Source organism: Hymenobacter terrenus (assembly GCF_000972495.1).
GTDB classification, from domain to species: Bacteria; Bacteroidota; Bacteroidia; order Cytophagales; family Hymenobacteraceae; genus Hymenobacter; species Hymenobacter terrenus.
The window spans coordinates 88892-101281 of sequence record NZ_LATM01000019.1; the positions used below are offsets into that span (position 1 = coordinate 88892).

At 58.2% G+C, this 12390-nt stretch carries 12 protein-coding genes; 4 read left to right on the top strand and 8 right to left on the bottom strand.

The genetic code is table 11. The features are described 5' to 3' along the window. Positions 1-56: 56 nt before the first annotated feature. A complete protein-coding gene (locus WX88_RS30930; protein WP_197076855.1) occupies positions 57-194 on the top strand; it encodes a hypothetical protein in 138 nt (45 codons plus the stop codon). Between the two features lie 422 nt (positions 195-616). Here the strand turns inward: WX88_RS30930 and WX88_RS19270 are convergent, their stop codons facing one another. The 3 genes from WX88_RS19270 to WX88_RS19280 form a co-directional block, all read right to left on the bottom strand. After that, positions 617-1675, bottom strand: a complete 1059-nt coding sequence (locus WX88_RS19270; RefSeq protein WP_046246039.1) for an ABC transporter permease — start codon at positions 1673-1675, stop codon at positions 617-619. Positions 1676-1789: 114 nt separating this feature from the next. Beyond that, entirely contained in the window at positions 1790-2956 is a 1167-nt protein-coding gene (locus WX88_RS19275) for a BT_3928 family protein (RefSeq protein ID WP_231590748.1), read from the bottom strand. A 276-nt stretch (positions 2957-3232) separates the two neighbouring features. Further along, the gene (locus WX88_RS19280) at positions 3233-3775 is read right to left on the bottom strand and encodes a DUF1599 domain-containing protein (protein ID WP_046246040.1); all 543 of its coding nucleotides are present in this window, start codon (positions 3773-3775) and stop codon (positions 3233-3235) included. A 94-nt stretch (positions 3776-3869) separates the two neighbouring features. Between WX88_RS19280 and folP the strand changes: the two genes are divergently transcribed. The 3 genes from folP to WX88_RS19295 all read left to right on the top strand — a co-directional run bounded on the left by folP (position 3870) and on the right by WX88_RS19295 (position 7248). Continuing rightward, positions 3870-4736, top strand: coding sequence for a dihydropteroate synthase (gene folP, locus WX88_RS19285; RefSeq protein WP_046246041.1), 867 nt, complete (start codon positions 3870-3872; stop codon positions 4734-4736). A gap of 105 nt (positions 4737-4841) precedes the next feature. Next, positions 4842-5675: a diadenylate cyclase CdaA gene (gene cdaA, locus WX88_RS19290; RefSeq protein ID WP_046246042.1), complete on the top strand. Its 834-nt coding sequence runs from the start codon at positions 4842-4844 to the stop codon at positions 5673-5675. Between the two features lie 403 nt (positions 5676-6078). After that, on the top strand, positions 6079-7248 hold the full coding sequence (locus WX88_RS19295) for an MBL fold metallo-hydrolase (RefSeq protein ID WP_156176280.1): 1170 nt from the start codon (positions 6079-6081) through the stop codon (positions 7246-7248). Positions 7249-7278: 30 nt separating this feature from the next. Here the strand turns inward: WX88_RS19295 and WX88_RS19300 are convergent, their stop codons facing one another. The 5 genes from WX88_RS19300 to WX88_RS19315 all read right to left on the bottom strand — a co-directional run bounded on the left by WX88_RS19300 (position 7279) and on the right by WX88_RS19315 (position 11271). Further along, entirely contained in the window at positions 7279-7752 is a 474-nt protein-coding gene (locus WX88_RS19300) for a hypothetical protein (RefSeq protein ID WP_231590749.1), read from the bottom strand. A 403-nt stretch (positions 7753-8155) separates the two neighbouring features. Continuing rightward, complete coding sequence (locus WX88_RS30285; RefSeq protein ID WP_156176282.1) at positions 8156-8788, bottom strand: hypothetical protein; 633 nt, start codon at positions 8786-8788, stop codon at positions 8156-8158. 214 nt (positions 8789-9002) lie between these two features. Next, a complete protein-coding gene (locus tag WX88_RS30290) occupies positions 9003-9629 on the bottom strand; it encodes a hypothetical protein (RefSeq protein ID WP_156176283.1) in 627 nt (208 codons plus the stop codon). Between the two features lie 32 nt (positions 9630-9661). Next, positions 9662-10291, bottom strand: a complete 630-nt coding sequence (locus WX88_RS19310; protein WP_046246046.1) for a hypothetical protein — start codon at positions 10289-10291, stop codon at positions 9662-9664. A gap of 2 nt (positions 10292-10293) precedes the next feature. Further along, positions 10294-11271 (bottom strand): OmpA family protein, encoded by a 978-nt coding sequence (locus WX88_RS19315; protein ID WP_046246047.1) that lies wholly within the window; start codon positions 11269-11271, stop codon positions 10294-10296. Positions 11272-12390 lie beyond the last annotated feature (1119 nt).

The following is a 12390-nucleotide window of genomic DNA, read 5'->3' on the forward strand; positions in this document are numbered from 1 at the left end:
CGCCGGCACTCATGAGCACCGCCATGATACTGCCAGCGAAAAGGAACCCGAGAACCATGAAAACGAGAAAGAAAATCAGCGTAGCCTTGGCCCAGTTGGCCTTGCTGGGCGGGGTGCTGCTGCTGAAAGCCCAGATGAACAGCAGAATGAAGTTTACAACGGGTATGGTGGAGAGCAGAATGGTTACTACCTAGTCGCCAATGCTGACGGTAGCTGATTGATTATCCGCGGCCGACTGACCGTAGTAAATTGAGTTGCCAGCAGAAGGGTAGGGGGCAGGAGTAGCATTGGGGTCCATAAGAAGGCTGTTAAGGTTAGAAAACAATACGCTCAGTATGGTTGGCAGCCCACCCCGACTGACCAATACCAGGCAGGGTAAATGTATTGATTATAAGTTGTCAATTGCTCATTGGTAGCCGGTCAGTAACAGATTTGTTAGAGCAGTTTTGGAGTACATGTAGCGTGGACTCTGCGAGTCCGCGCTTGAACTGACCAGCTAACATCCCGGCCACGCGCGAACTCGCAGAGTCCACGCTACATGTACACCCATGCCGAATCTGCTCTAAATAATGAGCAACTGGCTGCGCATCGACATTTGGACCATTCAAATGAGCCGTCAACTCAGCTTTACGCGGGGGTCGAGCACGGCATACAGCACGTCCACGGCAATATTTATCAGTACGAACAGCGCGGCTACAAACAGCGTGGCGCCCATCACCACCGGGAAGTCCAGGTTCTCGACGGCGCGTAACGTCACGGTACCTAGTCCTTTCCAGTTGAAGATGTATTCGATGAAAAATGCCCCGGCCATAAGCGACGCCAGCCAGCCCGACACAGCCGTAACTACCGGATTGAGGGCATTGCGCAGGGCGTGGTGCAGCACCGTGGCCGGCCGGCTCAGGCCCTTGGCGCGGGCCGTGCGGATGTAGTCCTGGCTCAGCACATCGAGCATGCTGGAGCGGGTGAGCTGCGTGATGATGGCCAGGGGCCGGATGCCCAGCGCCACGGCAGGTAGCAGCAGGTTGCGTAACACCAAGTGGCTCTCGCCCGTGAAAGGGTCTGTTTCGTATAGCTGCCCGGTCAGGCTCAGGCCGGTCCAGTGGCTCCAGTAGAAGCCGAAGGTGACGGCAATGGCAATGGCGGCCACGAACGACGGCACGGAAATGCCCAGTACCGACGTGCTCACCAAAGCCCGGTCCAGCCACGACTGGGGCCGCAGGGCCGCCGCCACCCCAAATGCCACCCCGCCGGTGCTGGCAATAACCATGGCCGCCAGCGCCAGCCACATGGTGCCGGGAAAATAGTCGAGCAGAATACGCAGCACATCCTTATTGCTTTGGAAGGAGCGGCGCAAATAAGGCTTTTTCAGGACCAGGGCGCGGCTGCCCAGCGGGAGCAGGGCCACGCCGCCGTACCGGGCGCGGCCGGCCGAGTCGCGCGGGTGCAGGCCCAGGGGCGACACGTCGTTGAGGTAGCCTGCCAGGCGGGCCGGCAAGGGCTGGTCAAGGCCGAGGTCGGCGGTGATGGCGGCTTTGGTGGCGAGGTCGGTGCGCTGGCCGGCCAGCAGGGCTGCGGGGTCGCCGGGCAGCACGTTGAATAGTAGAAACACCGTGCACGCCACGCCCACAAGCACGAGCAAGCCCTGGGCTAAGCGACGGAGAATAAAAGGGAGCATAAGTGGGACGCAGCCTTCGCTGCGTCGTCGTTGGGGAACGCGCTTACGTTATGGGCGCTATTTTTCGGGGGCGTGCGACTGGTGCACACGGGGTGACGCAGCGAAGGCTGCGTCCTACTTGAGCAGCTTTTCTACCTCGAATAGCTGCGGGATGTCGTGGTAGTGGTACTTGGCTTTTATTACGCCGTTGGTGAGGACCATCAGGCCGGGGTTGGAGCGAATCATTGATTTAAGTACCGTGGCGTCGGCGAAATAGTAGGGGCCGGCCAGGTTTACGTCGTGGCGGAATGAGTCGAACTTGGCCGCGCTGGTGCTCGTGATGGTGAGGACCGAGACATTGCGACGCGACTTGGTGGCTGCTTCCAGCAACTGATTGATGGTTTGGAACCGGTCGCGGTCGGCTTTGTTGGTATTCTGCACGATGAGCACGAGCTTGTTGCCCTTGAGCAGCTCGGGAGTATAGTCGTTGCCTTCCGCATCCGAAACGGTGAAGTCGGTGATGACCGGGCGCGAGGTTTCGGGGTTGAGGGGCGTCATGGCCTGGTATTTCCAGGTGGTGTCGGTCGGGTATTCCTCAAACTCCTTGGTTTCGCCGTTGCGCGTCATGGTGTAGTGGTAGCGGGCGGCCTCGCTGGGTTTCATGAGCTTGTTGATATCATTGCCGACTTTGTAGGGCAGAAAGTCGAAATACGGCAAGTGTCCCAGCGCCCGCACCCCAATGCCAATGGCAATGGCCGAGGCAAACGTCATGACCATCACGCCCGGTGTGCCCTGCACGAAGGAATGACGCAAAAACCGCTGGTTGAAAAACACAATGGCCCACAGCAGCAGCAGAAACAGGTCTTTGGTAAACGAAGTCCAGGGCGTGAGTTTGATGAAGTCGCCGAAGCAGCCGCAGTCCGTTACTTTATTGAACGCGGCGGAGTAGAAGGTGAGAAAGGCGAAAAACACCAGCAACCCCAGCAGCGCCCACAGGATGATGCGCAAGTACCAGCGCAGCAGCAGGGCCACGCCCAAAATCACTTCGAGCGAGCTGAGCAGGATGGACAGGAAGCGGCTGCCATTCTTGAACCAGAGAAAAAAGCCGGCGAGGCCGGGCACGGACTCCGCGAAAACCTCAAAATACTCTTCCAGCTTGTAGGCCGTGCCCACCGGGTCATTCAGCTTGACGAGGCCGGAAAAAATAAACAGGGCCCCCAGCAAAAACCACGACACGCGGGTGACAGTGCGCAGCAGGTTGGGGGCCGGGGCGGCAGTGGTATGGAAGCTAGGTGTTGACATAAGACAAAGTAAGCCCGTGGCAAACGCTCGGGCAACGAGCAATGTTCGAATAAGGGAATGGAAGTGCGCAGTTAGCAAAGAACGTCCTGCTAAGCGAGCCAAATAGGACGTCAGTCATGCTGAGCGGAGACGAAGCGTTTCTTCCGCAGTAGTAAATTGAGTAGTGCTACAACGAAGTGGTAGAGATGCTGCGACTCCGCTCAGCATGACGTTCTTGTTTCACCTATTTCGTCTATAGTTAGGATAGATTTTTAGTGCCGCTTTGTGATGCGATTCCTACTCCACACCGCGTAAAATGAGCGCGAATACGGCGTAGTTCAGCATGTCGCGGTAGCTGCCTTCTACACTTTCGCTCACCAACGCGGCCCCGCCAATGTCTTCCAGCTGCTTCACGCGGTGTAGCTTCATCAGAATCAGGTCGGTGATGCTTGACACGCGCATCTGGCGCCAGGCTTCGCCGTAGTCGTGGTTTTTGGCCAGGAGCAGGCGGCGGTTTTCGGCGGCTTCGTGGTCGTAGGCCTCGGCCACGGCTTCGGGCGTGAGGTCGAGCGGGGTGTTGGGCGGCAGGTGCAGCTGCATCAGGGCGATGATGCAGTAGTTGATAATGGCTACGAACTCCTCGTTCACGTCGTCGGCCACGAGCTGCACGCCGGTTTCCTGAATGGTGCGGATGCGGTTGGCCTTGATAAAAATCTGGTCCGTGACCGAGGGGAGGCGCAGGATGCGCCAGGCCGTGCCGTAGTCGTGGGTTTTGGCCAGAAACAGCGTGCGGCAGCGGGCCAGCAGCAAATCGTAGTGCTCGGGGGTTGAGGAGGGCATAGCGACAGTAGCGCGAACTTTGTAGTTCGCGTCCCCGCGCCATTCGAAATTAGGATAGCCGTGCGGGGACGCGAGCCACAAAGTTCGCGCTACTATGTCACATTCCCTCTTCGCCGCTCCCACCACCCTGCACAGCCCCCACGGCCGCTTGCTCAGCCTGCACCGGCCGCAGGTCATGGGTATCCTCAACCTCACGCCCGACTCATTCTTCGCCGGTAGCCGCGTGGCCTCGGAGCGCGACCTGCTGGCCCGCGCCGAAGCCATGCTCGCGGCCGGCGCTGCCATTCTCGACCTCGGCGCCTATAGCACCCGTCCCGGCGCCGCCGACATTGCCGAAGACGAGGAAGCCCGGCGCCTGCTGCCCGCCCTGGAAGCGCTGCGCCGCGAGTTCCCGCAGGCTTTTTTGTCCGTCGATACTTTTCGGGCCGGGGTGGCCGCTGCCGCCGTGGCCGCCGGCGCCGATCTAGTGAACGATGTGGGCGGCGGCACCCTCGACAAGGAAATGTTTGCCACCGTGGGCCGCCTGCGCGTGCCCTACGTGCTCATGCACCTGCGCGGCACGCCCCAAACTATGGCCAAGCTCACGTATTACGAAGACGATATTGTCCTCACCCTGGTGCGTTACTTCCGCGACGGCCTCGCCGCCCTACGCCAGGCCGGGGCCACCGACGTGCTGCTCGACCCCGGCTTTGGCTTTGCCAAAACGGCCGCCCAAAGCCACGAGCTGCTGCGGCGCCTGCCCGAGTTTCGGGTGCTGGGCCAGCCTGTCCTGGCTGGCCTGTCACGCAAAAAAATGGTGTACGGTCCCCTCGGCCTTAGTCCCGAAGCGGCGCTCAATGGCACTACGGCTCTGCACATGGTGGCCCTGCAAGGCGGCGCCAAGCTCCTACGGGCCCACGATGTGGCCGAAGCAGCCCAAACCATACAATTATTTGCGAACACCTTTCCAATGGCGGAATAAAGGCCGTAATTTGAGTAACGGAAGGCTGGTCATGCAACGGCCGGGCGCTGGCACGGCCCTTTAGGCTGACGCCGCCCACCTCCCCCAACTCCCATCTCCCAAAAAATGTCTGGCCCATTCCCCATCAATTTCCTGCATTTCGGCTGGATTGACGCGGCCGACGTGTTGCTTGTCACGGTGTTGCTCTACCAGCTCTACAAGCTGCTGCGCGGCTCGGTGGCCCTGAATGTGGCGCTTGGCCTTATCTCCTTCTACCTGTTGTATCTGGTGGTAAAAGCCACGGGCATGGAGCTGCTCACCAAGATTCTGGGGCAATTTATGAGTGTGGGCGTGCTGGCCAGCATCATCCTTTTTCAGCAAGAAATCCGCCGGTTTTTGTTGAGTGTGGGCAAGGCTACGGCCCTGGAGCGGGTGCGCAGCTGGACCTGGGGCCGCCCCATCGACGGCCCGCCGCTGTCCGTCGGCCCGTTTGTGGAAGCCGCCAAAAGCCTGTCGAGCAAGTACACCGGGGCGCTTATCTGTTTCACTCAAGCCTCCGATTTGTCGGCCTTTGCCGAATCCGGCGACCGGCTCGATGCCGAAATCAGCAAGCGGTTGCTGCTCTCGATTTTCAACAAAACCAGCCCCCTGCACGACGGCGCGGTCATCATCACTAACGGCCGCATCCAGGCGGCCCGCTGCATCCTGCCCGTGAGTGAGAACCCCGACGTGCCTGCCTCGCTCGGCCTGCGCCACCGCGCCGCCATCGGCCTGAGTGAAATCACCGACGCCGTGGTGCTGGTGGTGAGCGAAGAGACCGGCGCCATGAGCCTCGTGCGCCACGGCGTAGTATACCGTGACCTGGCCACCGCCGAGCTGCGCGCCCGCCTCAACGAATGGCTGCTGACCGGCGACTCGCGGGCCAAAGCCATGGGGGCCGCCACCAACGCGGCCGTGTGAGCAGCTAGCTGCCTAGCCTTTCAAGTACTCGTTCAGCAACCAGCTGAGGAAAACAGAACGGTCCTATTAAATTAAATAGACCGTCATGCTGAGCGCAGCCGAAGCATGACGGTCTGTTTTCTGTGCGGTTCGTGCCCGACTATTTAATTGATTAGGCCAAACTCATTCTGCTACCATCCGGGCGTTGACATCTCGTTAACAATTATTAGGAACTCCTTAACAAACTCCGCCGGGGGAGAAATCTACTTTTGTCGCCATGCTGAACGGGCCGTATAGTAGCCTCCCATTGCTTCGCTAGCTAAGCTATTTCGCAAAGTTTGGCTTGCTGACCGGAGGGTATAACAGCTACGATACGGCGGCATTTTACGCAGAGTAGATAATGAGGCCCACAAGTACAAGAAATATGATTAAGAACTTCTTAGCAGGATTGTTTGCAGCTGCTCTCACCATTCTATCGGCCCAGGCTCAGCCCAGCGAGGCCTTTATTATGGATGGGTACACGAAGAATATAGCTTTCATCGCAATGGACAGTACTCATAGCAGCGAGAGTACCGTTATTGAATACCCTAATTATTTGGTGGTGATAGAGCTGCCATTTATTGACGAAGGCGGTGGTAAAAGAACCGGGCTTAATGAGGATGCCGCCAAAGCTGAAAGATTTATTGCATTCCTGAAAAAGAAGTATTCAAACAAGCCGGTGAAGTATGTGCTGAGCTCGCATTGGCATTTGCACAGCCTGTCTGGTATCACCCCATTTTTCAAGCAGGGAACCAAGTTGATAACGACAAAAAGCAATTGGGATTACGGCGTAAAGAATGGGCTGCTTGGCGCACAAAGCCCCAGCCTTTTTAGCCCTAATCTCATCTATGTAAGGAGAGATACTACGCTTCTTGCTAAGTCGGAATTTCCAATAAAAGCGCTCTATTTAGACAGCACCTACAAAAACAAGCCAACGGATGACTACCTATTCTTTTACCTGCCGCGTACCAAAACCATGTTGGCGTCGTGCATGTGTGCGGTCAGCGATGTAGACTATTCAAAGCTAAAAGACTACGCGTACTCCGATCGGCTCATCGACCTTGAGCGCGCTATTTCCAGCCGTAAATTACCCGTAGAGAAAATAACAAAGCTGAGCCGAATCAAGCAGATGGGAAGTGAGTACATCCCACCCGTGTATTCCTATAGCTTCTTGCAAGAGCTGATGAAAAATGGCAAAACAATGCAGCAGTACGTTCGGGAGTACACCAGCCTAAATCAGCAAACCCTCATTCACCAAAAAGACAGTTTGATTCACACGCTTATCGCGAAAAAGCTTTCACCACAAATCATCAATCAGGCGGTTTACACCTGTATCCGGGAGAAAGAATTTAAGAAGGCTGTGGCGCTGTCTCAACTTTTAAATACTTACTATCCTGGGGAGCTGAATTTTATAGACACGATGGGAGAGGCCTATTTTGCAGCTGGCAATACTAGCGCGGCGGCATTCTATAATGGCCTGTTACTTCAAAAAGACCCCAAGTTCGGTGGCGGGCTGAAGGCTTGGGAGCAGAACAAGAAGACCAATACCTATTAAATAAACAGGTTGCGAAACAAGTGATATACATCATGGGAATACGATGATAATTTTAAACGAATCAATCAGGGCAGGTGGTGGCGGTGGACCGGTAGGGGCCAGGGCCCGCAGTTCGCGGGCTACTCGCAGAGTCCAGCGACGCTGGGCGGCGGCTTCCACGGCGGGGGTGCGGAAGTTCACCTCATCATCGTAGAGGGCACCAAGGGCCGCGTACTCATCGAGTAGGCACTGTATTTCTGCCACCACGGCTGAGCCAAACAGGTCGTCGCCCGCTGCCCGATGCTCGGCCACGCAGCGCCGAATTTTGCGGGCCACCAGCTCGGCCGTGTCGAAATGCACTTGCTCGTGGGCCAGCGTGCCGGCGCGGTCGGCGGCAGCGGTCACGCTCGGATTCACCCACGAGCTGTCGCGTCGGAACACGCAACTCACCCGGTAGTCTGCCCGCCCTTGGCCGTCTACGAAACCGACGATTGGAATCCTTGCCGCCGTCGCGGCGGCAGTCAAACTTGCATAGTGGCTACAGTCACCGTAGCACTCGGGGGCCCGAAAGTCGCCCCAGGTGAGGCGCCGGCCCGGTTGCCAGCAGAGGCAATTATTGCTGCTAGCAACTGCTCGTGGTCGGGCCTGTGCTTGCACAAAGTAAGGCAGCAAACAAAGCCAAAGGCTCCCGATTAAAGAACTGCGATGAGGGGAGCCCATTGCTAGCGGCGGTTCTCGATAACGATGGTTGCCCGGCGCTTGCGGGCAGCGCCCATGAAATCTCGGTCGTACTCTAGCCGGCCAATGCCGTAATGCACCCGAGGGAATGAGATTCTACCGCTGAAAAGGAGGGCTGCGATTGCTCGTGCCGACATCTGTTTATCTATTGTAGAGGATGTAGTAATAGCCAAGAAAGGCTTTAAACAAATCAGTCGAGGCAGGTAGCGGCGGTGGACCGGTAGGGGGACAGGGCCCGCAGCTCGCTGGCTACTTGCAGGGTCCAGCGGCGCTGGGCAGCGGCTTCCACGGCGGGGGCACGGAAGTTCACGTCATCGTCGTAGAGGTCGTTGAGGGGGTTGTATTCAGTCAATAAGCATTGGATGTCTGCGTTCACCTCAGAACTGAAAATGTCTTCGCCCGCTCGAATCCCGTCAGCAATCCGACGGCGGACTTTGCGAACAATCAGTTCGGCCAAATCAAAATGAATCTGTTCATGTGCCAGCGTTGACGCTCTATCTTCAGCCGACTTTACTTGGCTATTAACCCAAGACAAATCGCGCAGAAAGACACAGTCCAGCCGGTAAGTGGGCGCGCCGTTGCTATCTGTTATTTCCGTCAGGGGCATTACCACTGCCGTCAACGCGCTTAGCTTGGCTGGGTCATGCCCATCGGCACTGGGGTGCTGGGGGGCCTGGAAGTCCTCCCATTTTAAGCGGATACCTTCTTGCCAGCACAAGCGGCTGTGTGTACTAGGCGATTGGGGTTGCGCATGTGCGCCCACTAAGGTGGCACTAGTGAGGAGCACGTAGCAAAAAGAGGTGTAAAGGCGACAGAGAGACATGGCTAACGGCGGTCTTCAACGATAATAGTAGCCCGGCGCTTTCGCTTTGCTGACACCGGGTCTTTGTCATACTCCAGCCGGCCAATGTCGTAATGCACGCGTGAAAGAGCGATTCCTCTGCTGATAAGCAAACCTGCAATTGCTCGTGCCCGCGCCTGCATCAGTTTACCTATCGTGGGAATATGGAGATAATCAAAAAGCTGCTTTAAACGAATCAGTCGGGGCAGGTGGTGGCGGTGGACCGGTAGGGGGCTAGGGCCCGCAACTCGCGGGCTACTCGCAGGGTCCAGCGGCGCTGGGCGGCGGCTTCCACGGTGGGGGTGCGGAAATTCACGTCATCGTCGTAAAGAGCATTGAGCGCTTTTAATTCGCTAAGCAAGCATTTGATATCCTGTGCAGCTACGGGGCCAAATAAGTCATCCCCAGCTGCCCGATGTTGCGCAGCATACTGTCGAATTTTACGGGCAATTAGTTCGTATATGTCAAAATGAAGCTGCTCATGGGCCAACGTGGAAGCGCGATAGGAGGCATCATGCTGAGCAGCGACGGGATTAACCCATGAGCTGTCACGCAGGAATCGGCATGTCACGCGATAATCCTGCTTGTTGTCATTCGTAGTAAAGCCAACCACTAACACATTGGCCGAGGTAGCTGCGGCTACAAAAGTGGAATAAGTGCAGCCATAGCATCGGGGAGCCCGAAAGTCGCTCCATTGCAGGCGAACTCCTTCTTGCCAGCAAATACGGTTATCCCTCGCTGACTTATCGGGCTGCTGACTATGGGCCGGAGTGACCGATAGCAGCAGAGAGGCGAATAAAATAATGACAGCATGTAGATTCATAGCCAGGGGAGGGGTGTAGCAATGGAAACCAATCAGTCGGGGCAAGTAGTAGCGGTGGACCGGTAGGGGGCTAGCGCCCGCAGTTCGCGGGCTACTTGCAGAGTCCAGCGACGCTGGGCGGCGGCTTCCACGGCGGGGGTGCGGAAGTTCACCTCATCATCGTAGAGAGCATTGAGCGCTTCTAACTCATCCAGCAAACACTGAATATCCTGGGCGACGACAGGACCAAATAACGCTTCGCCCGCCTTGCGGTGCTGCACCACCCGCCAGCGAATTTTGCGGGCAAACAACTCCCCAATGTCAAAGTGCAGCTGTTCATGGGCCAGGGACATAGCAAGCTCGCGCGCGGCCGTCATATTGGGATTGCGCCAGGAACTGTCGCGTACGAAGTAGCACATTACGCGGTAATCGGCCGCCCCTTGCTCATCCAGAAAGCCTGCCGCTACTATAGATACAGCATTGTTGGCTCCAACTACGCTAGCGTGCTTACTGTATTCACCGTAACACCGAGGCGCCTGAAAGTCGCTCCAGGTCAAGCGGCGGCCTTCCTGCCAGCAGAGATGCCTGCTGGTGTGGGGCATGGCACTCCTGGGGCGTACCTGCGCTTGCCCCACGGCGCAAGTGAAAAGTAGGACGGTAGCAACAAGGCGGCGCGGCGCCATGATTAGCGGCGGTCTTCGATGATAATAGTAGCCCGGCGCTTTCGCTTTGCTGACACCGGGTCTTTGTCATACTCCAGCCGGCCAATGTCGTAATGCACGCGTGAAAGAGCGATTCCTCTGCTGATAAGCAAACCTGCAATTGCTCGTGCCCGCGCCTGCATCAGTTTACCTATTGTAGGAAATTCAGCAACGTAGGAAGGCGCTTTAAACAATGCTGCCTTATTGCCACCGTAAGGCCAAGTAGCCTCAAGTAGATTCGAAGCGGCGTTGCCGATAATCGTGGCGTGGACATTAGGATGTTGGTGCATCAGTTCAACTAAGTCGCGCATGGCTGCATAGGCCGCCGTCTTGTTCACGAACTCGTCCGAATTTTCTTGAAATAGAACTTCCTGGCTGTAGCGAAAAGGAGTAGTTCTAGTGACTAAAACAGACTCTCCTCTAAACACAAATGGTGACCCGCCTGCCAAAGCCGGGTGGTGCCGCGGCGTTGGCGGCTGCGGTAGCCGGGGCGGTACGGGCAGTGTGGCCAAGTCCCCGGGCAGGCCGAAGGGCGGCAGTGGCGGCACGTCCAGTTGAGGCCGGTGGCTGGGGAGATGGGCAATGGCGCCGCCGTGTCGCACGGGTGGGGAACCGCCACCGTGGGGCAGCGGCTCGGACACGATGTTATTGCGGCGGCCGTGGGGGCCAGGGGCGGCGTAGCTGCCGCGGTAGCCGTGCCCCGTGAGGTAGCGCAGGGCGTCTTTCACAACGCGCCAGAATTGCAGGGCCGTGCTCGGCTGGCCCCGGCGGTGGGGGTGGGGCCAGCCGAGCACGGCATCCGGGTCGACATCGGCCGCGAATACGAAGTGCAAGTCCAGGGCCTCGGCGCCGAAAGGCTTACTGCTGGGGCGGGGTAGGGCAGGGCGGTCGGCAAAGCGAGTGGCGGCCGGGCCACGGCGGCTGGTTGGCAGGCCGGAGGAGAAGGAAGAAGGGCGTTTCATAGGGGTAGCTAGCGATTAACAAATTGGAAGCAACGGTTAAATATAACAAGTAAGTCAGGCAACGGGCGGAGCACCCGCTGGGCGCTATAGAAGAACCTTAGTCTCGTTCCACGTCGATAAAAAGCGGTTCTGATTACCGAGCGTCCGGCCCCCGCAGCGTTCGCGCAGTCGGGCTAGAACTCGGCTCCACCAAATCAAGTCGGTACGGTTTTGCAAAATAAATTATACAAGCCGTACTGATTTATTTTTGAATAGGTACGGATTTTAATTTTTTATTTGCGAAACCGTACCGATTTATTTTTAAGCAGGTACGGTTTTCACTTTTTTCCTTTCGAAACCGTACTATCTTTTGTCCGCCATGACTCACCTGCTTACTCCTCATACCCTGCCTGCCCGGGTGCGGGACTATTTTGGCTTGAGCTGCGCCGAGCTGGCCCTGCACCTGAGGGTGACCGAGGCTACCGTTCGCCACCTGGAAACCGGCCGCCGCCGCCTCACCGCCGCCGTGCACGAAGCCCTGTGGCCCCTGGCCCGCCACCTACCCTCGTCCGCCGTCCCACCCGAAGCCGCCCCGGCCCTGCCTCCGCCCGATGCTGCCGAGCTGGCCTACCGCCGCCTGCAATGCGCGGCCCAGGGCCGCCGCCTGCAACGGGAGCTCGACCGGCTCGAAGCCCAGGCCCGCTACGGCGCCCGCTGGGCTGCTGCCGCGCCTGCCCTGCTNCTACGGCGCCCGCTGGGCTGCTGCCGCGCCTGCCCTGCTCGCGGGGTCGGCGGCCCGCCCGGCCGCCGACCCCGCCGCCACCGCCCGTGAGCAGGCTTGGCTACGGGCCTGGCTGGCCCACCGCGCCCGCCCCCTCACGGCCGCCGAGGCCGCCCGCGTCCGGCTGTTGCGAGCCCGCCTGGTGGGGCTGGCTGCCGAGGTGGCCGCCCTGGCCGAGGCCTAGGCCAGACCGGCCGGGCGCCCCGGTGCCGCCCGGTCTGGCACATGTATGTGAAACTTTCCTATATTGCCGTGCTTATCATTTTCTTTTACTTCTTTTCATCCCAGCCCCCTCACCTTTTTTTCTCCCTGCTCATGGTTCTGAACTACAACCTGCTGCTCACCTACGCCGACTGTGA